Below are 25,259 nucleotides of genomic sequence, written 5' to 3'. Positions count from 1 at the left end.
ACCACCATGCCAAACACGAGGTCCGCCATCAACGTATTGATATTGCTTGTCTTTTTACCCACCGAAAGAAAACGGTAGACGAATTACGGTGTAGCACTTTGAGACAGTATGAGACACCCCTGCAACAGTTCGACCCACTGCGATTCGTCCTTGAAGATGTTTAACACATTGAAAATAAACGCTTTGCCTGGATTGGCACAGTTCCTGTATTGGTCATTCGCAGAAGCACCTACGGCACCCAGCGTGCAATAACGATAAGAACAACACCGTGGAGGTCTGACCTTGAGAACGACTCGACTCCGGCGACACACCAGCAGCCTGGCGCTGTTCGCCGCCGCCTTGCTATGCACCCAGGTCCAGGCCAAAGAGCCCGGCGCCGACCTGCTGCAGACAAAGTGCATGGGCTGTCACATTGCCGAAGGTAACGACAGCTACAGCCGTATCAGCCACCAGCGCAAGACCCCTGAGGGCTGGCTGATGAGCATCGGTCGCATGCAGGTCATGCATGGCCTGCAGATCAGCGATGACGACCGCCGCACCCTGGTCAAGTACCTGGCCGACAAGCAAGGCCTGGCACCCAGTGAAACCGAGGGTGTGCGTTACGCCATGGAGCGTCGCCTGAACACGGTCGAGCAGTTTGACGAAAAGCTCAGCCAGACCTGCGGTCGCTGCCACTCCGGCGCACGCGTCGCTCTGCAGCGGCGTCCGGCCAAGGAATGGGAACACCTGGTCAACTTCCACCTCGGCCAATGGCCGTCACTCGAATACCAGTCGCTGTCACGGGACCGCGACTGGCTGACCATCGCCTTGAACGAAATGGTGCCCGAGCTGGCCAAGCGCTTCCCGCTCGACAACCCGGCCTGGACCGACTGGCAGAAAACGCGGCCCAAGCCCGAGGTGCTGGTGGGGCGCTGGGCCTTCAGCGGCCATATGCTGACCAAGGGCGACGTGCGCGGTGAGATGACCCTCGCCAGTGCGCAGGGCAATGGCACCTTCAAGGTCGATGTCAACGGCCGTTATGCCGACGGTACGCCGTTCCAGGGCAGCGGTTCGGCGATTCTCTACAACGGCTTCGAATGGCGCGGTAACGTCAAGATTGGCGATATCGCAATGCGTCAGGTGTTTGCCGCGGTCGATGGCGAGATGAAAGGGCGCATGTTCGAGGCCGAGCATGACGAGCGCGGCCTGGACTTTACCGCCGTCAAAGAAGGCAAAGCCCGTCTGCTGGCCGTGCAGCCGGCCTTTATCAAGGCCGGTAGCGAGGCTGAGTTGACCCTGGTCGGTAGCGGCTTGTCCGGCAATCCTGACCTTGGTGCCGGTATCGAAGTGACCGAGGTGCTGGAGTCAACGGCCAACCAGGTGCGGGTCAAGGTGCGTGCCGCCGCCGATGCGGCGCCTGGCCTGCGCGAGGTCAGCCAGGGCGGTTTGAAAGGGCCGAGCCTGGCGGTCTACGACAAGGTCGAGGAAGTCAAAGTGGTGCCGGCGTTCTCCATCGCCCGCATCGGTGAGAACGGCGGCAGTACGGCGAAAGTGCAGGGCCGCTTCGAGGCAGAGGCCTGGGGCAAAGATGCCAAGGGCGAGCCGCTGCGCATCGGTTATCTGCCGGCGCAGTGGTCGGTCGAGCCGTACAACGAAAAAGCCAAAGAAGACGAAGACGTCAAGTTCGCCGGGCAGATGCTCGAGAACGGCATCTTCATGCCCGGTGGTGCCGGCCCCAACCCCGAACGGCGGATGATGACCAACAACGCGGGCAATCTGAAAGTCATCGCCCAGCTCGAAGACGGCGGCCAGAAAGGCGAAGGCCACCTGATCGTCACCGTGCAGCGCTGGAACAACCCGCCGCTGCCGTGATCGGCCGTGGACCGAAGGGGCGCTGCGCCGCCCCGATGCCAACGTTGATCACACTGTACCTCGGGAGGTCGCCATGGGCGCGCTATTGAATCTGGTCGAACGCAACCTGCATGAAGTGCAGGTGGATGCCGACCGTATGTTGTTCCATGTACCCAGCAGTTCGTTGTTCGCTACCGACGCCGTGACCGGCGGGATCATCGACACCTTGCGTGAGCAAGGCTGTTCGCCGGAGGAGTTGCAGCAGCGCTTGCACTCGCGTTTCACCAGTCAGGACATTGCCGAGACCCTGCGTGAGCTGATTGCCCTGGAGGTGGTCAGTGACGGTTCGCCGCTGACCCCGGAAATCGGCCTGAAGCGGGTCGAGCGCACGGCAATCAATACCGTGGTGTTGAACGTCAACACCGGCTGCAACCTGAGCTGCACCTATTGCTACAAGGAAGACCTGGACAAGCCCTCGGCCGGCAAGAAAATGGACGTGGAAACGGCCATCGCTTCGGTGGAGATGCTGCTCAAGGAGTCTCCCGACGAAGAGCGTTTCACCGTGGTGTTCTTTGGTGGCGAACCGCTGAGCAACCGCAAGCTGATCGAGTACATGGTCGACTATTGTGAGAAGCGTTTTGCCGAGGCTGGCAAGCTTGTCGAGTTTGTCATGACCACCAATGCCACGCTGCTCACCGAAGAGACCGTGGACTACCTCAACGCCCACCGCTTTGGCCTTTCAGTGAGTATCGACGGGCCGAAAACCGTGCATGACCGCAACCGCATCACCGTCGGCGGCCAGGGCACCTACGATGTGGTGCGGCGCAAGGCCGAGATGCTGCTGTCGCGCTACAACAGCCGTCCGGTGGGCGCCCGGGTGACCTTGACCACCGGTGTCACCGATGTCGAAACCATCTGGGATCACCTGTTCAACGAACTGGGATTTGCCGAAGTCGGTTTCGCCCCGGTGACCTCCGGTGACATCAGCAGCTTCAACCTCACCAGCGAAGAACTGGTGCAGGTGTTCGCCAACATGAAAGCCCTCGGCCGGCGTTACCTGGAAGCGGCGCTGGAACACCGCAATATCGGCTTCTCCAACCTCCACCAGTTGATCACCGACATTCATGAAGGGCACAAGAAAGCCCTGCCATGTGGCGCTGGCCTGAAGATGTTGGCGGTCGATCACAAGGGCGAGCTGAACCTGTGCCATCGCTTCACCGGCTCCAGCCTGCCGACCTTCGGCAACGTCCACAGCGGGGTGAAACAGGTGGAGCTCAACGACTTCCTGTCTCAGCGCCTGGACCGCAGCGGCACCGGCTGCGACAGCTGCCGTATCCGCAACCTGTGCTCCGGCGGCTGCTACCACGAAAGCTATGCGCGCTACGGCGACCCCACGCACCCGACCTATCACTATTGTGAGTTGATGCGCGACTGGATCGACTTCGGCATCGAGGTCTACACCCGCATCATGGCCGCCAATCCGGCCTTCATCAGCCGCTACATCACTCCGCGGAAGGCGCATTGATATGAAACATCTCAAGCCGCTGAACAACAAAGCGCAAATTCTTGATCAGGCGGTCGCCGAGGACCGTGTCGAGGAAGTCGTGGCCATGAGTGCAGTCGCCGGTTGCACCGCCACCACCGACCCGGGCTGGGAAGTGGATGCCTTCGGCGGCGTCAGTTCGCTGTGCCAGCCCATGGAGGCCGACCTCTACGGTTGCTCGGATCCATGCTGGTGGCCGGCCCAGGTGCCGGACATGATGAGCACCTACCAGGACTGGAACGCCCAGGCCACCAACTCCCAAGACGATTGGCGCAACCTCGGCACTGTGTTCCCGAAAGACAAGTGACCGGCCAACAAGAACAACAAGGGGAAACCGCATGAAACCTGGAGTTTTCGCCAAGCTGGCGTTCACCGTCGCCGCCTGTGCCAGCAGCCTTGCTACCTGGGCCGCCGACAGCAACGGGCCGGTGCTGAAGGCCGGTCACGAATACATGATCGCGACCAACTACCCGAACAACCTGCACGTGGTCGACCTGAGCAGCGACGAGCTTTATAAAAGCTGCAAGCTGCCGGATGCCTTCGGCCCCGGTACGGCGATGATGGCGCCGGACAACCGCACCGCGTACTTGCTCAACAACCACTTCGGTGACCTCTACGGCATTGATCTGGACACCTGCAACACGGTGTTCCACGCCAACCTGTCGAATACGCCGGGCGAGCTGGGACGGTCGATGTTTTCCTTCGCCATCAGTCCGGACGGCAAGGAAGTCTACGCCACGGTCAATCCGACCCAGCGCCTGAACGATCACTATGTGGTCAAACCGCCACGCCTGGAGGTGTTCCGCACGGCTGACGGCCTGGCAGCGAAACCGGTGCGCAGCTTTCCCATGCCGCGCCAGGTGTTCCTGATGCGTGCCGCGGATGACGGCAGCCTGTTTGTCGCCGGCCCGGATATCTACAAGATGGATGTCAACACCGGCAAATACGAGGTCGCCTTGCCGCTGCGCAACTGGCAACGCCCGGGCTTCAGCGCCCCGGACGTGTTGTACTTCTGGCCGCATCAGACCGCCCAGCACGACTTCACCATGCTTTACACCGTGTCGCGCTTCAAGGACGACAAGCAGGACCCGGCAACCGCCGAGCCGATGTACGGCTACCTGAGCATCGACCTGAAGACCGGCAAAAGCAGTTACCAGGAGTTCGCCACGCTGACCGAACTGTACTTCACCGGCCTGCGTTCGCCCCAGGACCCGAACCAGATGTATGGGGTGCTCAACCGCCTGGCGCGCTATGACATCAAGGAGCGCAAGCTGATCAAGGCCGCTACGCTGGACCACACTTACTACTGTGTGGCCTTCAATAAGAAAGGCAGCAAGCTCTACCTGGCTGGCACCTTCAACGACATCGCGGTGTTCGATCCGCAGAGCCTGGAGAAGGTCAAGAACATCAAGCTGCCAGGCGGTGACATGTCGATCACCACTACACAGGTGTTCGTCAGGTAGGCAAGGCCGCCGCGCTGCCACGCAGCGCGGCGTTGAACCCGGTACAACAAGAACAAGAGGGCGCCAATGAACGCGTTGAGCCAAACCCGAGGGCGGCAGGACACCCCGTTGCTGGACATGTGTATAGGCGACGCCTTTGATCTCACCGTGTCACGCTTTGCCCAGCGCGAGGCGCTGGTGGTCCGGCACCAGGGGCTGCGCTACAGCTGGCAGACCCTGGCCGAGGCGGTCGAGCGTCAAGCCCGCGCCCTGATGGCGCTGGGGCTTGAACCTGGCGAGCGCCTGGGCATCTGGGCGCCCAACTGTGCGCAGTGGTGCATCACCCAGTTCGCCAGTGCAAAAATCGGGGCCATCCTCGTCAACATCAACCCGGCCTACCGCAGTAGCGAGCTGGCTTACGCATTGAGCCAGTCGGGTTGTCGCTGGATTGTCTGTGCCGATGCCTTCAAAACCAGCGACTACCACGCCATGCTCCTGGAGCTGGTACCCGAACTGGCCGCAAGCACGCCTGGAGCACTGGCCAGTGAGCATCTTCCCGAATTGCGCGGAGTGGTCAGCCTGGCGGACAACCCGCCTGCGGGGTTTCTTTCCTGGCAGGCGCTGCAGGCGCGGGCCGGGGAGGTCAGCGCAGTGGCGCTGGCGGCGCGACAGGTCAGCTTGCGCTGCGATCAGCCGATCAATATCCAGTACACCTCAGGCACTACCGGCTTTCCCAAAGGTGCCACGCTCAGCCACTACAACATCCTCAATAACGGCTACCTGGTCGGTGAGAGCCTCGGCCTGACCCAGCATGACCGCCTGGTGGTGCCGGTGCCGCTCTACCATTGCTTCGGCATGGTCATGGCCAACCTTGGTTGCCTGACCCATGGCTCGACCTTGATTTACCCCGGCGATGCCTTCGATCCGCTGACCACCCTGCGTGCGGTGGCCGAGGAACGGGCTACGGCGCTGTATGGGGTGCCGACCATGTTCATTGCCGAGCTGGACCATCCGCAGCGCGACAGCTTCGACCTGTCGAGCCTGCGCACCGGCATCATGGCCGGGGCCAACTGTCCAATCGAAGTGATGCGCCGGGTCATTGATGAAATGCACATGGGCGAGGTACAGATCGCCTACGGCATGACCGAGACCAGCCCGGTGTCATTGCAGACCGGTCCGGACGATAACCTTGAACTGCGGGTTACCACGGTCGGCCGGACGCAGCCGCACCTGCAGAGCAAGATCATCGACAGCGCCGGGCAGTGCGTGCCACGGGGCGAGGTCGGTGAGCTGTGTACCCGTGGCTATAGCGTCATGCTGGGTTACTGGAACAATCCGGTGGCCAGCGCAGAAAGCATCGACGAAGAAGGCTGGATGCACACCGGCGATCTGGCGAGCATGGATGAGCAGGGCTATGTGCGCATTGTCGGGCGTAGCAAGGACATGATCATTCGTGGTGGCGAGAACATTTATCCGCGAGAGCTGGAAGAGTTCTTCTCGACCCATCCGGCGGTGGCCGATGTCCAGGTGATCGGCATTCCCTGCGCGCGCTACGGCGAGGAGATTGTTGCCTGGATCAGGCTGCATCCGGGTGAGGATCCCGGTGAGGATGCACTGCGGGACTGGGCCCGGGCCCGCATCGCGCATTTCAAAGTGCCGCGCTACTTCCGCTTCGTCGAGCAGTTCCCGATGACGGTCACGGGCAAAGTGCAGAAGTTTCGCATGCGCGAGATCAGCATCGAGGAGTTGCAGCTGCGCTGATTACTCCTGTAGGAGCGGATTCACCGGGGCGCCGGACCGCCGCGATGGACTGCGTAGCAGGCCCGTCTTTTGGGGCCGCTGCGCGCCCCATCGCGGATAAATCCGCTCCTACGGGATCTATGTGTTACAGACTGCTCACCAACTGTCCGCCATCCACTGCCAATACCGCACCCGACATATAGGCACCGGCCTGACTGGCGAGCAGCAGGAACGGGCCTTCAAGCTCTTCAAGGCGTCCAAGACGGCGCATCGGCACCGCGCCGCGAATGTAGGCCTGACCCTTTTCGGTGTCGAAGAAACCGTCGGTCATTTCGGTAATGAAGTAACCCGGGGCAATGGCATTGACCCGGATGTCATAGCGGGCCAGTTCCAGCGCCAGCGATTTGGTCAGTTGTACGACGCCGGCCTTGGCCGTGCAGTAATGGCTGTAGCCGATGCCCACACGCAGACCGAGCATCGAGGCGATATTGACGATGCTGCCGCCACGTTTGGCCCCCGCCAGACGTTGCGCCGCGCACTGGGCCACGCGCCAGACACCGTCGAGGTTGGTCGAGAGCATGTGGCGCCAGTCTTCTTCGCTGAGTTCCAGCACGCGCTGGCCGTCGCCGACACCGGCATTGTTGAGTACCACGTCAACCACACCGAAGGTGGCTTCCGCGGCGTCGAAGGCGGCTTCGACGCTGGCGCGGTCGGTGACATCCATGGCCACCGGCAAGGCTTGGCCACCGTCCTCGCGGATAAGCTCGGCGAGTTCTTGCAGGCGTTCGACGCGGCGTGCTGCCAGCACGACGCGGGCACCAGCACGGCCGGCGACGCGGGCCAGGTGCGCACCTATACCGCTGGAGGCGCCGGTGACCAGCACGGTACGGTCGCTCAGGGAGAACAGGGTGGTAGAGAGAGATGAGGCTTGGGTCATGGTACTGATCCTGGTAGTAGGCGGCCTGCACCGCGTTATCTGCGCTGCAGGCCGAGGGCGTCAGATGCGTTCGATAGTCGTCTTGCCAGCCGCCACCAGGCGCTCGAGCAACGGCGCCGGGGTGAACCACATCCGCCCGTACTCACCCAGAGAGTCGCGGTAGTGGCGGATGCCGGCGAGCACTTTGTCCAGGCCGTACTGCTCGGCGTAGTGCATCGGGCCGCCGAGGTGGGCAGGGAAACCGTAGCCGTTGATCCACACCAGGTCGATGTCGCCGGCGCGCAGGGCAATGCCCTCGTCGAGCAACTGGATGCCTTCGTTGATCAGCATGAACAAGCAACGGGCATGGATTTCACCGTCCTCGACCGGGCGCCGGGTGATATGCAACTCACCGGCCAGGCGCTCGGCCAGGGCGACCACTTCGTAGTCGTTGTGACGCTCGCGCCCTTCGTACTGGTAGAAGCCGCGAGCGGTCTTCTGACCGTAACGGCCCAGCGCGTACAGCTCGTCGCCGAGGCGGCAGTAGCTGTCGTCATGGGCGATCGCCGCGCGGTTGGCATCACGCACCAGGAAGTTGACGTCGATACCGGCCAGGTCGAGCATGGTGAACACACCCATGTTCAGGTCCAGCCCGGTGAGCACGCCATCCACTTGCGCCGGGGTGGCGCCTTCAAGCACCAGGCGATGGGCTTCGCGGGCGTAAGGTTCGAGCATGCGGTTGCCGATAAAGCCGAAGCAGACGCCGGACACCACCGGGATCTTGCCAATGGTGCGGCCCATCTTCAGGGTCGTGGCCAGCACGTCGGCGGCGGTTTCCCGGGCGTTGACCACTTCCAGCAGGCGCATGACGTTGGCCGGGCTGAAGAAGTGCAGGCCGATGACATCCTGCGGGCGTGAGGTCACGGCAGCAATCTGGTCGACATCCAGCGACGAGGTGTTGGTGGCGAGGATCGCACCTGGCTTGCACACGCGATCGAGTTCACGGAACACCGCCTGTTTGATCTCAAGCTGCTCGAACACCGCCTCGATCACCAGGTCGGCATCGGCCAGGTCGGCATAGTCGAGGGTGCCGCTGAGCAGCGACATGCGCTGCTCCAGCTGCGCCTCGCTGAGTTTGCCGCGTTTGACGCTGATTGCGTAGGTCTTGCGGATCTGTGCCAGACCACGGTCGAGTGCATCGCCCTGGCGCTCCAGCAAGGTCACCGGAATGCCGACATTGGCGAAGTTCATGGCAATGCCGCCGCCCATGGTGCCAGCGCCGATCACTGCCACTTTGCTGATCGGGCGCAGTGCGGTGCTGGCGTCTATGCCGGGAATCTTGCCGGCTTCACGTTCGGCGAAGAACACATGACGCAGCGCCTCGGACTGGCGCGAGGCTTCGGCCTGCTTGAACAACGCCAGTTCGCGGCCCAGGCCTTGCTCCAGCGGCAGCAAACACGCCGCTTGCACCGCGGAGAACACCAGGCGCGGTGCCAGGCGGCTTTTCCAGCGTGGTTCCTGTTCTACGCAGTAGCGTTCGAAGAAGTCCGCATCCAGGTCTTTGGCCGGTTCTGCAAACGGCTCGACCGGGCGCACCGGTGCCGCGTTGGCGATCAGCTCACGGGCATAGCGGCAGGCGCTGTCGAGCAGTTGCTCACGGCTGTCGGCGAGGCGGTCGAGAATGCCCAGTTCCAGCGACCGTGCGGCCGACACCTGGGCGCCACTGATCATCATGTCCAGTGCCGCAGGTACGCCAATCAGCCGTGGCAGACGCTGGGTGCCACCGGCACCGGGGAGCAGGCCGAGGTTGATTTCCGGCAGGCCGACTTTGGTGTGCGGCTCGCCGATGCGATAACCGCAGGCAAGCGCCAGTTCCAGGCCGCCGCCCAGGGCCAGCTTGCCGATGGCGGCAACCAGCGGTTTGTCCAGGCGGGTCAGGCGCACCAGCAGGCCGGGCAGGTCCGGCGCGGCGAAGGAGGCCGGGCTGCCGAACTCGGTGATATCGGCCCCGGCGCAAAACAGGCCATTGGCGCCGTAGATCACGATGGCACGTACCGCAGGATCGTCATTGGCCTGTTCGCAGGCTTGCAGCAGGGCCGCACGCAGTGGCTGGCCGAGGGCGTTGACCGGGGGACGAGCGAGGCCGATCAGGGCCAGGTTGTCGTCCACCTGATAGGTGATCAGGGAATTCATGGTGACTCCTTGTTAAGCACTGATAAGGGGGCTCAGAACCATTGGTCCTGCATGTCGACGCTGGTGCGGTTGGCGCTGGCGAGCAGGCGCGCCTGGGCATCGATGCCGGCCAGTTCCCAATCCATGAAATAACGCGCCGCCTGCAGTTTGCCGTTGTAGAAGTCTGCTTCGCTGCCGGTTGCCCCGGCCTGCAGGGCGCGGCTGGCGACCAGCGCCATGCGTAGCCAGAGCCAGCCCACCAGTACGCGGCCAAACAGGTCCAGGTACGCGGTGGCGTTGGACAGACCGCGATTGGCGTCGGCGGCAACCTGGGCAAGCAGGCTTTCCGTCACATCCTGCAAGCGGTCCACAGCGCCGCTCAACAGATAGACCAGGGCAGCGCAGTGCTCGTCGCGCCCGGCCTGATCGAGGGTCAGGCGAACCTGTTCGCGGAACAGACGATAACCGGCGCCACCGTTCTGCTGCAGCTTGCGCCCGAGCAAATCAAGGCCGTGAATACCTTCGGTGCCTTCATGGATGGGGTTCAGGCGATTGTCCCGGTAGTACTGCTCCAGCGGGTATTCGCGGATGTAACCGGAGCCGCCGAGGATCTGCACGCCGATGTCCGAGGCGATTACGCCGTACTTCGACGGGTAGGACTTGACCATCGGAATCAGCAGGTCGAGCAGTTCGCCGGCATCGCGGCGCGCTTGCTCCTCGGGCGCGGTATGGGCATCTTCGTACAGGCTGCTGGCATACAGGCACAGGGCCAGGCTGCCTTCGGCGTAGGTCTTCTGCTGCAGCAGCATGCGTCGCACATCGGCGTGCTCGACGATACGCACCTGCGCCGACAACGGATCCTTGGCGCCCGGCAAGCGGCCCTGCGGGCGTTCGCGGGCATAGTCGAGGGCGTGAATGAAGCTCTGGTAGGCCAGCGACGAGGCACCCAGGGCGACACCGATACGCGCTTCGTTCATCATCTGGAACATGTACGACAGGCCTTTGTTGGCCTCGCCGACCAGGTAACCGACAGCGCCGGCCTGTTCACCGAAGTTCAGCACAGTCGAGGTGGTGTTGCGGTAGCCCAGCTTGTGCAGCAGACCGGCCAGGGCCACGTCGTTGCGCTCGCCGCGGCGGCCGTCGCTGTTGACCAGGAACTTGGGCACCAGGAACAGCGAGATGCCACGGGTGCCGGCAGGGGCGCCTTCGATGCGGGCCAGCACCATGTGTACGATGTTGTCGGTCAGCTCGTGGTCACCGCCGGAAATGAACATCTTTTGCCCGAACAGGCGGTAGCTGCCATCGGCAGCGGGGCGGGCGAGGGTACGCAGATCACCCAGGGCCGAGCCCTGGCCCGGTTCGGTGAGGGCCATGGTGCCGCTGAAACGGCCATCGAGCATCGGTGGCAGGAAGCGCTCGCGCAGGGTGTCGCTGGCAAAGCTCTTGACCAGGTTGGCAGCGCCGATGGTCAGGAACGAGTAGGCCACCGTGGAGATGTTGGCAGCATTGAAGTAGGCCATGCTGGCGCGCAGGATCACTTCCGGCAGCTGCAGGCCGCCGTCGTCGGCATCATGGTGGGCGGCGAGAAAGCCAGCCTCGGCAAAGGCGTCCCAGGCTGCCTTGGTCTCGGGGATCAGGTTGATCTTTTCGCCGTCGAAGGTCGGCTCCTGCGCGTCGCCTTTCTGGTTGTGCGGGGCGAAGTACTCGGCGGCGATACCGCGGGCGGTTTGCAGGGTGGCGTCGAACACCGGACGGTCGTGCTCGGCATAGCGCGGACGCTGCAGCAGCGCCTCGGTGTCGAGCAGTTCATAGAGCTGGAAACTCAGTTCGCGTTCATTGAGCAGTGCATCAGTCATCAAAGTCTCTCGCACAGGACCTGGCGCTTGGTGGCCAGCGGTTTGTGATCGGCATCAGTAGAGCCAATTGCCGAGGGCGGCGCGCCACCCCTTAGGGGTGGGGCCGAGGTGCAATTCGGACGTGCCCGGCGTTGGCCGGGCACGTCGGGCTCAGAACTGCTGGTCGTCCATCTGCAGGACGGCATCCGCGCCCTGAACCACGACCCGCGACAGGCTTTCGACCTGCGCCAGCAAGTGATCGGCATAGAATCGCGCCGTGAGCAATTTGCCGCGATAGAAGACCTGATCGTTGCCACCCGCCTGTAGCTGGCGGTGCGCGACCAGCGCCGAGCGGGCCATCTGCCAGCCGCCGGCGACGATCCCCAGCAGTTCAAGGAACGGCACCGCGCCGGCCGCGGCACGGGCAGGCTGGGTGGCGAAGTGGCCGACGATGAACTCGACGCTGGCGTTCAGTGCCACCAGGGCCCTGGCCAGCGCACTGGCGTTTGCCTGCAATTGGGGATCGTCGGTCCAGGCCAGTTCTTCCATCACCCGGTGAATCTGCTTGCTCAACTGACCGATGGCCTTGCCGCCGTCACGGGCGATCTTGCGGCCGATCAAGTCGGCAGCCTGAATGCCGGTGGTGCCCTCGTACAGGGTGGTGATCCGTGCGTCGCGCAGGTGCTGGGCGGCGCCGGTTTCTTCGATGAAGCCCATGCCCCCGTGAATCTGTATGCCCAACGAGGCGATGTCGACGGCGTTCTCGGTGCTCCAGCCCTTGACCACCGGGATCATCAGGTCGACCAGCGCCTGAGATTCCTGGCGCACTGCGGGGTCCGGATGACGCTCGGCGCAGTCCATCGCCGCGGCGACTTCACAGGCCAGGGCGCGCATGGCCTCGGTGCGCGCTTTCATCGACAGCAGCATGCGGCGCACATCCGGGTGACGAATGATCGCCACGTTGCTGCGGTCTGCCGCGCCTATCTCGCTGCCCTGGATACGCTCACGGGCATAAGCGCGCGCCCGTTGGTAGGCCCGCTCGCTCAGCCCCACGCCTTCTACGCCGACACTGAAACGGGCGGCGTTCATCATGATGAACATGTACTCCAGCCCGCGGTTCTCTTCACCCACCAGCCAGCCCAGGGCGCCTGCATGGTCACCGAACGCCAGCACAGCGGTGGGGCTGGCGTGGATGCCCAGTTTGTGTTCGATGGAGGCGCAGCGGACATCGTTGCGCGCACCGAGGCTGCCATCGGCCTGCACCAGGAATTTCGGCACGACGAACAGCGAGATGCCTTTTACTCCGGCCGGTGCGCCGGGGGTACGCGCCAGCACAAGGTGGACGATGTTGTCGGTGAGGTCGTGCTCGCCATAGGTGATGAAGATTTTCTGGCCCTTGATGCGGTAGGTACCATCGCCCACCGGCTCGGCGCGCGTGCGCACTGCGGCCAGGTCCGAACCGGCCTGGGGCTCGGTGAGGTTCATGGTGCCGGTCCATTCACCGCTGATCATCTTCGTCAGGTAGGTTTCTTTCAGGTAGGCCGAGCCGCGCAACTCGATGGCCTCGATAGCACCGCGGGTGAGCATCGGGCACAGGCCAAACGCGAGGTTGGCGCCGTTCCACATCTCTTCCACCAGGGCCGACACCACCCGTGGCAGGCCCTGGCCGTCGAACTCCGGGTCGCAGGACAGGGCGTTCCAGCCGCCCTCGACAAAGCGCTGATAGGCCTCGCGCCAGCCTGTGCTGGTGGCCACTTCACCGTCGCACCAGCGCGCGCCTTCGCGGTCGCCCGCAACGTTCAGCGGCGACAGCACACCGTGGGCGAACTTGCCCGCTTCAGCGAGAATGGCGTCGACCAGATCGGCGTCGAGGTGAGTGCAGCCAGGCAAGTTCTTGACCTGATCGAAGTAGCCCAGCTCGTTGAGAACGAACTGCATGTCGCGCAGCGGCGCGTGGTATTCACTCATGACTGGATCCTGGCCCGATGTTGTTATGGCTCATGACGACTCCTTGAAGGGTGCTGGTCTGGTAACGCTGTGGCACAGAGTTCAACAGATTGCACCAGACGAGGCGCCCACCCCGGTCGGGTGGGCCGTCAACATCAGGGCTTGAGGATCAGCGCTGGCCCTCGTGCAGCAGTTCCTGCAGCAGCCAGCCCAGTGCCCGGTCCTGGCCGCGTTGGGCCAGGTACACCAGGTCCAGCTCGAACGCCTCCAGGGCAAAGGGCAGGTCGTGCAGCTGCAGCGGCAGCAGCGTGGCGAAATAGCGTGCCATATGGGTCGGCAGCACCACGCACAGGTCCGAGCTCACCACCAGGTGCGCCGCCTGCAGGTAGTTGGAGGTGGTGTAGACGATCTGCCGAGACAGCCCTTGTTCGCCCAGCCATTGATCAACCATGCCGCGGGTCTGGCCGCCGTAGACCCAGAGGTGGCGCAGGCGCAGAAAGGTCTCCAGGTCAAGGGCGCCTTTAACCTGCGGATGATCCTGGCGCAGCACAACCTGCAAGGTTTCGCTGCGCCAGTGCTGACGGGCGAAGCGTGCCGGCACCTCGTCGAAACGGCCCAGTACCAGGTCGAGCTGGCCACGGTCCAGAGCCTCGACCGGCAGGCTCGGGGCCAGCGGGCTGATGTCCAGGCGCAGGTTCGGCGCGCTGTCCTGCAAGCGTTGCAGCAGGCCGGGCATGCACAGCTGCTCGACAAAGTCAGTCATGGCAATGCGCAAGGTCTGGCGGCTGTGGCGGGGGTCGAAGCTGTCGCCGGCATGGAGGGTCTGTTCGATCTGCTGCAACGCCGAGCGAATCGGGCCTTCGAGTGCCAGGGCTTTGGGCGTTGGCTGCATACGCCGGCCAACGCGCACCAGCAGGGGGTCGTCGAGCAGCTCGCGCAGGCGTGCCAGGGCGTTACTGACGGTGGGCTGGCTGAGGGCCAGACGCTCGGCGGCGCGCGAAACATTCTGCTCGCGCAGCAGTACGTCGAGGATGCGCAGCAGGTTGAGATCGAAGTTGGATATATTCATTTCGCAAATATCACACATATGAAAATGAAATTTCTCAAATACTAGGTGGCTGCTTAGGGTGTCGGCAATCCTTCTTTTTCAGTCAGGGCTTTTCATTTCAGGAGTACCGCTGTGAGCAACCGATTCGATGTACTGCAGGCTGTTGTCGATGCCGTGGAGGGCCGGGTATGAATTATCAGGCACCGCTGCGCGATATGCGTTTTGTCCTGCACGAGCTGTTCGACGTGACTGAGCATTGCCAGCAACTGGGCAACGGCCTGGACCGCGACACCATCGACGGGGTACTCGAAGAGGCCGCACGTTTTGCTGGCGAAGTGGTGGCCCCGCTCAATCGCAACAGTGACGAGCAGGGCTGCCAGTTGCAGGATGGCCAGGTGACCACACCGGAAGGCTTTGTCCAGGCTTACAACCTGTTCGTCGAACAGGGCTGGGCGAGCATGACCGGGCCGCAGGCCTTCGGTGGTCAAGGCCTGCCGCAGATGGTCTCGGCGAGCTTTCACGAGATGCTGATGAGCGCCTCGTTGTCGTTTCGGGTGTACTCGGGGCTGACCGAAGGCACCGTGCTGGCGTTGGACCGACACGGCAGCGACGAGCTCAAACAGCGCTACCTGGCGCAGCTGGTCAGCGGCGAATGGACCGGCACCATGTGCCTCACCGAACCTCAGGCCGGCACCGATCTGGCTCTGCTGCGCACCCGCGCGCAGCCGCAGGGTGACGGCAGTTACCAGGTGAGCGGCAGCAAGATTTTTATTAGCGGCGGCGAGCAGGACCTCAGTGAAAACATCATTCACCTGGTGCTGGCGCGGCTGCCCGATGCGCCTGCCGGCATCAAAGGCATCAGCTTGTTCCTGGTGCCCAAGCGCCTGGTCAATGCTGATGGCTCGCTGGGTGAACGCAATGATCTGAGCTGTGGGGCGCTGGAACACAAGATGGGGATCAAGGGCGCGTCCACCTGCGTGATGAATTTCGACGGCGCCACTGGTTGGCTGGTCGGTCAGCCGAACCAGGGCCTGGCGTGCATGTTCACCATGATGAACGACGCCCGCTTCCAGGTTGGGTTGCAAGGCCTGGGTATTGCCGAAGCGGCGTTCCAGGGGGGGCTGGCCTATGCCCGCGAGCGTTTGCAGTCGCGCGCGATCAGTGGCCCGGTGGCGCCAGAAAAACCGGCCGACCCGATCATCGTCCACCCTGACGTGCGGCGCATGCTGTTGATCCAGAAGACCCTCAGCGAGGGTTGTCGCATGCTCTCGGCCTACGCCGCCCGGCAACTGGATTTCGAGCATGGCGCCGCCGATGCCGGCCAGCGTGAAGCCGCTTCCCGCCGCGCCGCCTTGCTGATTCCGATGATCAAGGCGTTCTTCACCGACTGCGGCCAGGAAGTCGCCAGCCTGGGCGTGCAGCTGTACGGAGGCCACGGTTTCATTCGTGAGTGGGGCATGGAGCAGTTGATGCGCGACAGCCGCATCACCCAGTTGTACGAAGGCACCAATGGCATCCAGGCGCTGGACCTGATCCGGCGCAAGCTGCTCGGCGATGGCGGCAACGAACTCAATGCCCTGATCGATGAACTGGCCACTCAGGTGGCCCAGGTCAAGGCTCGGACGGCGATGGCCGAACGGGTTGGGCAGCGCCTGGAAGAGTGGCGGGCGCTGGCTGATTCGGTACTGCAAGCCTGCCGCCGCGACCCCGAAGAGATTGGCGCGGTGTCGGTCGATTTTCTCGCCTATTCGGCCTATGTAATGTTGGCGGCGTTGTGGCTGCAGGCGGCGGAGCGTGCCAGCGAGGTGCTGGCGGCCGGTACCGGTGAGGCGGCGTTTTACCAGGCCAAGCTGCAATCGGCGGAGTTCTACCTGCGCCGGGTGCTGCCGCGGGCAGGTGCCCATCGCGAGGCCTTGCTCGCCGGGGCCGGGTGCCTGATGGCCCTCCCGGCAACGGACTTCGCATTCTGATACCAGCCTGGTCACCGGGGCAAACGCTGTGCCCCGGTGGCTTTACGGTGCTTTCTTCTGGCTCTGTAAAAAGTCCTGCACCAGGTTCGAGCGGTCAAAGGTCTTGGCCGGTTGCACCGGTGGATACTCGGCCAGGGTCTTGAGGTGAGCGCCGATCAGCTCGCTCATTGGCCCGGAAAGCCATGAGTTTTTCTGAATCAGCTGGCCGTAGGAGTCCTTGCTGTCGTAGCTCTCGAACGGGTCGCTGCGCAGGTTGAACATCAACGGCGCAAAGCGCGGCACCAGTTGCGAGTAATAGTCCTCCTTGGTCGAGAAGTGCATCTTCCAGGGGCCCATGCGCACCGCGGTCAACTTGCTTTCGATGTAGTACAGAATGCTGGTGCGCTTGCTCTCTGGCGACTTGCCGGTCCAGTAGTCGAGGTTGTTGATGCCGTCGATGTACTGCTTTTTCTGCGTTCTCATCTGCTCAACCACATCCGGCACTCCGGCTGCCGCCGCGAGGGTGGTGAACATGTCCTGGTGCGCCTGGATGCCGTTCTTGATCTGCCCCGGCTTGATCACGCCCGGCCAGCGCAACATCGACGGCACCCGTACACCCCCTTCGTAAGTGGTCATCTTCTCGCCGCGAAACGGCGTGGTCGCGCCATGGGGCCACGACGAATGTTCCGGGCCGTTGTCGGTGGAGTACCAGACGATGGTGTTGTCCTCCAGGCCCTGGTCCTTGAGGAAGGCGAGCACCTGGGCAATGTCATGGTCATGCTGGAGCATGCCGCTGCCCTGGGTATCGCCTTCATGGGTGTACTGCGCGGCGGCGTAGCGCCATTTGTCGTTGAGGTGGGTGTAGAGGTGCATGCGGCTGGTGTTGAGCCAGACAAAGAAGGGCTTGTCCTGATCCTGCGCCTTGCGCATGAAGTCCAGGGCCTTGGGGATCACTTCGGCGCCATCGAAATCTTCCATGCGCTTGATCGTCAAGGGGCCGGTGTCTTCGATGGTCTGTTTGCCGACCGGGCCAAAGCGCGGGTCTACAGTCGGGTCGTCCTTGTCGCTGGCGAAGGTATGCAGCACGCCGCGGGTCTGGAATTTTTTGGCATACGCCTGCGGTCCGCCGGGATAGTTCTTGGCGTAGTTCTGGTAGTCGATGTATTGCTGCTGTTCCTCGGTATTGAGGTGGTACAGGTTGCCGAAAAACTCGTCGAAGCCATGTACTGTCGGCAGGTTGGGGTTGTTGTCGCCCAGGTGGTTTTTGCCGAACTCGCCGGTGCTGTAGCCGGCGCTCTTCAGCACTTCGGCAAGACTCGGTGAGGCGGCCTGCAGGCCGAGCTTGTCAGCCGGCTGGCCGACCGTGGTCATGCCCGAGCGGATCGGGTATTGGCCGGTGATGAAGGCGGCACGGCCAGCGGTACAGGAGGGCTGTGCGTAGTGATCGGTAAAACGGATACCCTGCTGCCCGATGCTGTCGATGCTCGGGGTGGTGTAGCCCATGGTGCCCATGCCATAGGCACTGACATTCTGCCAGCCGATGTCGTCGCCCCAGATCACCAGGATATTGGGCTTGGCGGTCTGGGCATGGGTCAACGGGGCGATCAGCAGCAGGCAGGCGAGGGCCAGTGTGCCTCTGAGGCGTTCGATCATCACAGTCTCCTTGTTATTCTTGTTGGTGTTTGCCAGCCCTGAGCGCACGCTGCACTCAGGGTGGGGGTCAGCTCGGGGATCACATCTGGAGGGTCTCCAGCGCCTCGCGCAACGCCTTCGGCAGCGGCACGGGCCGACGGGTGACGCGGTCGACGTAAACATGCACGAAGTGCCCCTGGGCCGACGCCGTGGTGTTGTCGTTGGCGAACAAACCCACCTCGTAGCACACGCTGGAACTGCCCAGGCGTGCGACACGCAAGCCGGCGCGCACCAGGTCGGGAAAGGCGATGGAGGAGAAGTAGCTGCAATGAGTATCGACCACCAGACCCACGGTCGGGCACTGGTCGAAGTCCAGCAGGTTCTGCTCCAGCAGCCAGCCGTTGACCACGGTGTCGAACCAGCTGTAGTAGATCACGTTGTTGACGTGGCCATAGACGTCGTTGTCCATCCAGCGCGTGGTGATATCACGCAGGTAGGGATAGCTGCTGCGGTCTTGCGCTACGGGTTTGCTCATGGCTTCATGCCTCCTGCTGCTGCATGCGGCGCACACGGATATCCGCCTGCTCTTTGTGCCCCGACATATGCTCATAGCTGCACAGCCGTGAACAGTACTCACCAATCATCACGCTCGCGGCGTCGGTCAGCACACGCTGGTAGGTGTGGGTCTTGATGAATTTGCCCACCCACAGCCCACCGGTGTAACGACCGGCACCCATGGTCGGCAGGGTGTGGTTGGTGCCGATGACCTTGTCGCCGTAACTGACGTTGGTGCGGTGGCCGAGGAACAGTGCGCCGTAGCGGGTCATACGCTGGTGGTACCAGTCCGGGTCGCGGGTCATCACCTGGACATGTTCGGAGCACAGGCGCTCGGCAACCTCCAGTGCTTCTTCGTCGCTGTCGCACAGGTAGATCTCACCGAAATCGCGCCAGGCGACGCTGGCGACCGGCGCCGTGTCCAGGCGTGACAGCACCTGCTCGATGGCGGCGGGCAACTGCTCGGCAATGGTTGCGCTGGTGGTCACGCAATAGGCGGGGGAGGTGGGGCCGTGCTCGGCCTGGCCGAGCAGGTCGACGGCCACCAGTTCGGCGTCCACCGTGTCGTCACAGATCACCATGGTCTCGGTGGGGCCGGCAAACAGGTCAATGCCGACGCGGCCATAGAGCTGGCGCTTGGCTTCGGCGACATAGGCGTTGCCGGGGCCGACGATCATGTCGACCGCCGCGATGCTTTCGGTGCCAAGGGCCATTGCCGCCACGGCCTGGACGCCACCCAGGCAGTAGATCTCATCGGCCCCGGCCAGGTGCATGGCGGCGACGATTTCCGCGCAGGGCTTGCCTTCGAAGGGCGGCGCACTGGCAATCACGCGCTTGACCCCGGCGACCTTGGCGGTCAGTACGCTCATGTGCGCGCTGGCGATCAACGGGTACTTGCCGCCAGGAATGTAGCAGCCCACCGAGTTGACCGGAATGTTGCGATGACCGAGGACCACGCCGGGCAGGGTCTCGACCTCGACGTCGTGCATCGAGTCTTTTTGCACCTGGGCGAAGCGGCGGATCTGGGCCTGGGCGAATTTGATGTCGTCGAGTGTCTGCTGGGGCAGGCTGGCGATGCAGGCGTCGATCTGTTCCTGGCTCAGGCGCAGGTTCTGTGGCGTCCAGTTGTCGAACTTCTCCGAATACTCGCGTACTGCGGCATCTCCGCGTTGCTCGATGTCGGCGAGGATGCCCTCGACGGTGGTGCGTACCTGGGCCTGGTTGCTGGCCTTGGCCTGGGCCGATTGACCCTTCTTGAGGTGTTGGATCACGGTAAGTTTCCTTTGCGTTTGAGGGATTGCCGCCTCAGGCGGATTGATAGGCCGGTAGCGGCGATCGGACGACCCACAGCACAATGACGCTGGCCAGCAGGTACAGGCTCATGACCAGGTACAGGCTGTAGGTGGTGCCGCCGCTGGCGGTGTTGAGGGCACTGGTGACTGAAGGGATAACCGCACCGCCGAGATTGCCGATGCTGCTGACCAGGGCGATGCCCACCGCGACCGAGGCGCGCGGCAGGTAGTCGGAGACCAGAGCGAAGAACACCGGGGCCACCGAGGCAATGCCCAGCACGGCCAGGCACAGGCCAAGCAATGAACTGCCAAGCTGCCCTTGGGCCAGGACGATGATTGCCAGGCCGCAGGCGGCCATCAGGGCGCCGCTGGTGAAATGCCAGCGGCGCTCGCGATGCCGGTCCGAACTACGGCTGAGCAGCAGCACCCCGGCCACCGCGCACAGCTGCGGCAGGGTGGCGTAGATGCCGATCTCCATCAGGTCGGAGACCCCCCAGCCGCGAATCAGCGTCGGCGTCCAGAAGGCCATTGCATAGGTGCCGGCAACCATCAGCACGTAGACCAGCGACAAGGCCCAGAACTTCGCATCGCCGAACAGATCACCCAGCGACGTATGGCTGGCCTTGTGCGATGACTGCTGCTCGGCGTCCAGTTGCGCGCGCAGGCGGGCTTTCTCTTTGGCGCTCAGCCAGGTCGCCTGCTCCGGGCGATCGACAAGCACGCGCCAGGCCACCAGGCCTAGCAGCGGCGCAGGCAGGCCTTGCACCAGGAACAGCCACTGCCAGCCATGCCAGGCGTTGTAGCCATCAAGGAATTTCATGATCGCACCCGACAGTGGCCCGGCAATCAGGCTGGCGATGATGGCCCCGAGCAGGAACACCGCGATCATCCCCGCGCGCCGTGCTGGCGGGTACCAGAAGGTCAGGTAAAGCAAGGCCCCGGGGGCAAAGCCGGCTTCGAAGGCACCGAGCAGAAAGCGCAGCACATAGAACTGCGTAGGCGTCTGCACAAACATCATCGCCATGGCCACCGTGCCCCAGCAGACCATGATGCGTAGCAGCGTCTTGCGTACGCCGATCTTTTCCAGCATCAGGTTGCTCGGTACTTCGAACAACAGGTAACCGATGAAAAAGATGCCGGCGCCCAGGGCGTAGACGGCATCGCTGAAGGCCAGCGTCTCTTTCATCTGCAACTGCGCGTAGCCGACGTTGATACGATCAAGAAATGCCACGACATAGGCGGCCATCAGCAGCGGCATGATGCGCCAGCTGATTTTTCGGTACATCGCACGGTCGTCAGGGGTTTCGCTGAGGTTCATGCCTGTCTCCTGGTTCTTGTTGTTGTGATTGACGTGCAGGGTGGTGCTAGGCCGTTGACCTGGGCACCAGGTATCCCGGTATTTCACGCAGCGCCTGGGTGACGCTGCCGTTCGGGCGGCCTTCGTCAAGCAAGCGGATGGCACACTCGATCATCCGGGTGACCGGCTGATGTACGGTGGTCAGGTCATTTTCCGCATAGGCCGCCGCGCGAATGTCGTCGAAGCCGACCACGGCGACGTCCTCCGGCACGCGCAAGCGGGTGTTCATGCGCAGGTGGCTCAACACCCCCAGGGCCATGACGTCGTTGGCACAGAACACCGCGTCGACAGGTGGTTGGCCGCTGCTGAACAGTTGGGCCGCGGCAGCGCGACCACCTTCATAGCTGTAGCCACCCTGAACACAGGCGGCCAGGCGTTGGCCGTGCACGGCCAGCCCCTGTTCGAAGCCGCGCAGGCGGTCTGCGGTAGTGGAAACCTGCGGATCACCAGAGACGAAGGCGCAGGCGCGACGGTTTTGTCCCACCAGGTACTCGGCGACCTCGGCGGCCATGCGCTGGTTATCGCAGCACACCGACCAGACGCTGGGGTCTTCGACGCGGCGGTTGAGGAACACCACCGGCACACCCTGACGCGCGCACAGGTCCGACATGTGCGATGACAAGCGTGCCGCCGTCACCACAATGGCATCCACCTGATACTGCAGCAGCTGCGGCATCAACGCGTCGGCGTCACCCCCTGCCGGGACGACGAACAGCAGCAACTGCCTGCCTGACTCGCGCAATTGCAGGGAGAACGTTTCCAGCACGGCGGGGTAGAACGGATTGCTCATGTCGCCCATCACCAGGGCGACAATGCCGGTGCGGCGCTGGTTCAGCGAGCGGGCGATGGCATTGGGCCGATAACCCAGTTCATCGGCCATGGCGAGGATGCGCGTGCGCGCTGCCGCAGAGATACGCGACTGGGGGTCAAAGGCGCGAGTGACGGTCGAGGTGGCCACACCCAGTCGTTGCGCAAGGTCCCGGGCGGTGACCCGGCTACCTGTCAGCGGGCGATGTGCGGCGGGTGGATTGGTGCTGGTGTGGCCCATGCCAGTTCCTCAAGCGCGTGTGCAATCGTGTGCACTGATGGCCAGGATGCTATCCGCGCTGCAGATAAAAGCACCCGCCCGTATGGAGGGGGGCGACCTCTCCCCTTAAAACCACCCCGTGACACCGATGCGTACACCACCCGACACGGGAGGGGTGCTGTTTGACTTGTTTTGCATAAGCTGGAGGTGCCCGGTGCTTGCAGCCGGGCACACGTGTGTGCAGAGAGGTGAATGTGGTGTATCGCAAGCTATTTTCAGTGACCGGCAAGGCCCGCAAGCTAGACGGCGGTGCGTTGTTCGGCACGACGCCGCGGCGCATCTGGAGCGAGTGGCTGAGCCCTGACAGCGACAATCAGGTCGAGTTGGCGTCGCGGGTACTGCTGGTGCAACAGAACGACCTGAACATCCTGGTCATGGCCGGGACCGACGCCCTGTTGGCGCCGCTGCCGCCAACCTGCCGCTGTCAGCGCCCGGCCCATGGCCTGCTCGACAGCCTGGCCCGCCTGGGTGTGGCCGAAGGGCAGATACACGCCGTGGTGCTTACCCACCTGCATGCGATGCTCGCGCCGCAAGTGCGCCGTGCCGTCAGCGAGGGTGATACACCGCGCTTATTGTTTCCCGCGGCGCACTATCTGGTCGGTCGCCAGCACTGGACCCGCGCCAGTCACCCACACCCGCGTGACCGGGCGTTGTTCGTCGCGCCGATCATCAGCCAACTGCAAGGCAGTGGCCGTTTGCACCTGCTGGACGAGCATGCCAACGACGTGCTGGGCGAGGGCTGGCGCTTTCATCTCAGTGACGGCTACACCCCGGGCCAGCTGTTGCCGGAAATCAAAATGCCCGGTGGTCCGCTGATTTTTGCCGGTGACCTGGTGCCCGCCATGCAATGGCTGACCCTCGATCTGACCACGGCCTTCGACCGTAATCCGGAATGCCTGATAGATGAAAAAGAACGCCTGCTTGACCACCTGGTTGCCATCGGTGGAAGGCTGTTCTTGCCCCGTGACCCCGAGGTTGCGCTGATCAAGGTCAGCCGCGACCGGCAATCGCGTTACCAACCCTTCGACCAGCATGCTGTCCTGCATCGGCTGGACAGTTGAAACAACCCGCTCAACAGGAGTGCTTATGAAAGTAATGGCTGCGGTAAAGCGCGTGGTCGACTACAACGTCAAGGTCCGCGTCAAGGCGGACGGCTCTGGCGTCGATCTTGCCAACGTTAAAATGGCCCTGAACCCCTTCTGCGAAATTGCCGTGGAAGAGGCCGTGCGCCTCAAGGAACAGGGCATCGCCACGGAAGTGGTGGTGGTCACCGTCGGGCCGGCCAGTGCCCAGGAGCAGCTGCGTACCGCCCTGGCGTTGGGCGCCGACCGTGCGGTACTGGTCGAATCGGCAGATGAGCTCAGCTCGCTGGCGGTGGCCAAGCTGCTCAAGGCGCTGGTCGACCAGGAGCAACCGCAACTGGTGATCCTTGGCAAGCAAGCCATCGACAGCGACAACAACCAGACCGGCCAGATGCTCGCGGCGCTGAGCGGTTATGCCCAGGGTACCTTCGCTTCCAAGGTCGAATTCGCAGGTGACAAGGTCAATGTCACCCGTGAAATCGACGGCGGGCTGCAGACCGTTGCGCTCAAGCTACCGGCGATTGTTACCACCGACCTGCGCCTCAACGAGCCGCGCTATGCGTCGCTGCCGAACATCATGAAGGCCAAGAAGAAACCGCTGGAAACCGTTACCCCAGACACGCTGGGAGTTTGCACAGCGTCCACCAACACACTCCTCAGCGTCGAAGCACCGGCTACCCGCAGCGCGGGTATCAAGGTCAAGTCGGTGGCTGAACTGGTCGAGAAACTCAAGAACGAGGCGAAGGTGATCTGATGGCTATCCTGGTAATTGCGGAACACACCAACGCGCAGCTTGGCGCCGCGACCCTGAACACTGTTGCCGCGGCCCAGCAGATTGGCGCTGAGATTCATCTGCTGGTGGCCGGTGCCGGTGTTCAAGGTGCTGTTGCCACAGCGCAAAGCATCGACGGCGTCAGCAAGGTGCTGGTCGCAGACGATGCGGCCTATGCCCATCAACTGCCGGAGAACGTTGCAGCACTGGTGACGGGCCTGGCCATCGACCAGAGCGTGATCTACAGCCACATCCTGGCGCCGGCCACCGCCAACGGCAAAAACATCCTGCCACGGGTGGCGGCGGCACTGGATGTCGACCAGATCTCGGAGATCATTGCGGTTGAATCGGCGGATACTTTCAAGCGTCCGATCTATGCCGGCAACGCCATTGCCACGGTGCAATCGAATGCGGCGGTCAAGGTGATTACCGTACGTGCCACCGGCTTCGACGCTGCCGCATTGGGTGCTGGCTCGGCTGTTGTTGAAACTGTCGCGGCGGTCTACAACGCCGGTATCTCGGCGTTCGTTAGCGAAGAACTGGCCAAATCCGACCGTCCTGAGCTGACCGCGGCCAAGATCGTCGTTTCCGGCGGTCGCGGCATGCAGAACGGTGACAACTTCAAGCACCTGTACAGCCTGGCCGACAAGCTCGGCGCAGGCGTCGGCGCTTCGCGTGCAGCGGTCGACGCGGGCTTTGTCGCCAACGACATGCAGGTCGGCCAGACCGGCAAGATCGTTGCGCCTCAGCTGTACATCGCCGTCGGCATTTCCGGTGCGATCCAGCACCTGGCGGGGATGAAAGACTCGAAAGTGATCGTGGCGATCAACAAGGACGAAGAGGCGCCGATTTTCCAGGTGGCTGATTACGGCCTGGTGGCTGACCTGTTCGAAGCGGTACCTGAGCTGGAACAGCAACTCTGATCCGCCTGCGGCAAACGCAAGCCCGCTCATCGAGCGGGCTTTTTTTCAACCAATGTGTTTTGCCTCATCCCCGGTGGGAGCGGACTTGCCCCGCGATTGCGATCTAACCGTCACATCGCAATCGCGGGGCAAGCCCG

General features: G+C 63.1%; 19 protein-coding genes. 9 read left to right on the top strand and 10 right to left on the bottom strand.

Annotated elements, in window-relative coordinates; translation table 11 throughout:
- Positions 1 to 282: 282 nt before the first annotated feature.
- The 5 genes from peaA to ACO6VD_RS09235 all read left to right on the top strand — a co-directional run bounded on the left by peaA (position 283) and on the right by ACO6VD_RS09235 (position 6,576).
- Positions 283 to 1,851, top strand: coding sequence for a quinohemoprotein amine dehydrogenase subunit alpha (gene peaA / locus ACO6VD_RS09255; RefSeq protein ID WP_422418488.1), 1,569 nt, complete (start codon positions 283 to 285; stop codon positions 1,849 to 1,851).
- 73 nt (positions 1,852 to 1,924) lie between these two features.
- Complete coding sequence (gene peaB, locus ACO6VD_RS09250; RefSeq protein WP_422418487.1) at positions 1,925 to 3,355, top strand: quinohemoprotein amine dehydrogenase maturation protein; 1,431 nt, start codon at positions 1,925 to 1,927, stop codon at positions 3,353 to 3,355.
- 1 nt (position 3,356) lies between these two features.
- Complete coding sequence (gene qhpC / locus ACO6VD_RS09245) at positions 3,357 to 3,680, top strand: quinohemoprotein amine dehydrogenase subunit gamma (protein WP_422418486.1); 324 nt, start codon at positions 3,357 to 3,359, stop codon at positions 3,678 to 3,680.
- A gap of 31 nt (positions 3,681 to 3,711) precedes the next feature.
- Positions 3,712 to 4,836, top strand: coding sequence for a quinohemoprotein amine dehydrogenase subunit beta (gene peaD / locus ACO6VD_RS09240; protein ID WP_422418485.1), 1,125 nt, complete (start codon positions 3,712 to 3,714; stop codon positions 4,834 to 4,836).
- A gap of 66 nt (positions 4,837 to 4,902) precedes the next feature.
- Positions 4,903 to 6,576 carry an AMP-binding protein gene (locus tag ACO6VD_RS09235; protein WP_422418484.1) on the top strand — a complete coding sequence of 558 codons (1,674 nt, stop codon included), beginning with the start codon at positions 4,903 to 4,905 and terminating at the stop codon, positions 6,574 to 6,576.
- Between the two features lie 124 nt (positions 6,577 to 6,700).
- Here the strand turns inward: ACO6VD_RS09235 and ACO6VD_RS09230 are convergent, their stop codons facing one another.
- From ACO6VD_RS09230 to ACO6VD_RS09210, 5 genes are all read right to left on the bottom strand, one after another.
- On the bottom strand, positions 6,701 to 7,492 hold the full coding sequence (locus tag ACO6VD_RS09230; RefSeq protein ID WP_422418483.1) for an SDR family NAD(P)-dependent oxidoreductase: 792 nt from the start codon (positions 7,490 to 7,492) through the stop codon (positions 6,701 to 6,703).
- A gap of 60 nt (positions 7,493 to 7,552) precedes the next feature.
- Positions 7,553 to 9,664 (bottom strand): 3-hydroxyacyl-CoA dehydrogenase NAD-binding domain-containing protein, encoded by a 2,112-nt coding sequence (locus ACO6VD_RS09225; protein ID WP_422418481.1) that lies wholly within the window; start codon positions 9,662 to 9,664, stop codon positions 7,553 to 7,555.
- Between the two features lie 32 nt (positions 9,665 to 9,696).
- Complete coding sequence (locus ACO6VD_RS09220; protein WP_422418480.1) at positions 9,697 to 11,499, bottom strand: acyl-CoA dehydrogenase; 1,803 nt, start codon at positions 11,497 to 11,499, stop codon at positions 9,697 to 9,699.
- 150 nt (positions 11,500 to 11,649) lie between these two features.
- Positions 11,650 to 13,446, bottom strand: a complete 1,797-nt coding sequence (locus ACO6VD_RS09215) for an acyl-CoA dehydrogenase (RefSeq protein WP_422418479.1) — start codon at positions 13,444 to 13,446, stop codon at positions 11,650 to 11,652.
- Between the two features lie 148 nt (positions 13,447 to 13,594).
- Positions 13,595 to 14,494, bottom strand: a complete 900-nt coding sequence (locus ACO6VD_RS09210) for a LysR family transcriptional regulator (RefSeq protein WP_422418478.1) — start codon at positions 14,492 to 14,494, stop codon at positions 13,595 to 13,597.
- A 167-nt stretch (positions 14,495 to 14,661) separates the two neighbouring features.
- On the opposite strand from ACO6VD_RS09210, the gene ACO6VD_RS09205 reads away from it, so the two are divergent.
- Positions 14,662 to 16,443: an acyl-CoA dehydrogenase C-terminal domain-containing protein gene (locus ACO6VD_RS09205; RefSeq protein ID WP_422418477.1), complete on the top strand. Its 1,782-nt coding sequence runs from the start codon at positions 14,662 to 14,664 to the stop codon at positions 16,441 to 16,443.
- A gap of 42 nt (positions 16,444 to 16,485) precedes the next feature.
- Here the strand turns inward: ACO6VD_RS09205 and ACO6VD_RS09200 are convergent, their stop codons facing one another.
- The 5 genes from ACO6VD_RS09200 to ACO6VD_RS09180 all read right to left on the bottom strand — a co-directional run bounded on the left by ACO6VD_RS09200 (position 16,486) and on the right by ACO6VD_RS09180 (position 22,306).
- Complete coding sequence (locus tag ACO6VD_RS09200) at positions 16,486 to 18,075, bottom strand: arylsulfatase (protein WP_422418476.1); 1,590 nt, start codon at positions 18,073 to 18,075, stop codon at positions 16,486 to 16,488.
- Positions 18,076 to 18,154: 79 nt separating this feature from the next.
- The gene (locus ACO6VD_RS09195; protein ID WP_422418475.1) at positions 18,155 to 18,589 is read right to left on the bottom strand and encodes an acyl-CoA thioesterase; all 435 of its coding nucleotides are present in this window, start codon (positions 18,587 to 18,589) and stop codon (positions 18,155 to 18,157) included.
- Between the two features lie 4 nt (positions 18,590 to 18,593).
- On the bottom strand, positions 18,594 to 19,880 hold the full coding sequence (gene hisD / locus ACO6VD_RS09190; protein ID WP_422418474.1) for a histidinol dehydrogenase: 1,287 nt from the start codon (positions 19,878 to 19,880) through the stop codon (positions 18,594 to 18,596).
- A gap of 34 nt (positions 19,881 to 19,914) precedes the next feature.
- Entirely contained in the window at positions 19,915 to 21,219 is a 1,305-nt protein-coding gene (locus ACO6VD_RS09185) for an MFS transporter (RefSeq protein ID WP_422418472.1), read from the bottom strand.
- A 46-nt stretch (positions 21,220 to 21,265) separates the two neighbouring features.
- A complete protein-coding gene (locus ACO6VD_RS09180; RefSeq protein WP_422418471.1) occupies positions 21,266 to 22,306 on the bottom strand; it encodes a LacI family DNA-binding transcriptional regulator in 1,041 nt (346 codons plus the stop codon).
- A gap of 236 nt (positions 22,307 to 22,542) precedes the next feature.
- Here ACO6VD_RS09180 and ACO6VD_RS09175 point away from each other — a divergent pair, with 236 nt between their 5' ends.
- The 3 genes from ACO6VD_RS09175 to ACO6VD_RS09165 are packed head-to-tail and all read left to right on the top strand — an operon-like array spanning position 22,543 to position 25,122.
- On the top strand, positions 22,543 to 23,406 hold the full coding sequence (locus ACO6VD_RS09175; RefSeq protein WP_422418470.1) for an MBL fold metallo-hydrolase: 864 nt from the start codon (positions 22,543 to 22,545) through the stop codon (positions 23,404 to 23,406).
- Between the two features lie 25 nt (positions 23,407 to 23,431).
- Complete coding sequence (locus ACO6VD_RS09170) at positions 23,432 to 24,181, top strand: electron transfer flavoprotein subunit beta/FixA family protein (protein ID WP_422418469.1); 750 nt, start codon at positions 23,432 to 23,434, stop codon at positions 24,179 to 24,181.
- Positions 24,181 to 25,122 carry an electron transfer flavoprotein subunit alpha/FixB family protein gene (locus tag ACO6VD_RS09165; RefSeq protein WP_422418468.1) on the top strand — a complete coding sequence of 314 codons (942 nt, stop codon included), beginning with the start codon at positions 24,181 to 24,183 and terminating at the stop codon, positions 25,120 to 25,122. Before ACO6VD_RS09170 ends, ACO6VD_RS09165 begins: the two co-directional genes overlap by 1 nt.
- Positions 25,123 to 25,259 lie beyond the last annotated feature (137 nt).

It is taken from the genome of Pseudomonas sp. GZD-222 (assembly GCF_049310525.1).
Lineage (GTDB): Bacteria > Pseudomonadota > Gammaproteobacteria > Pseudomonadales > Pseudomonadaceae > Aquipseudomonas.
Note: the sequence above shows the minus strand (reverse complement) of the source record. Positions and strands in the feature narration are given on the sequence as shown.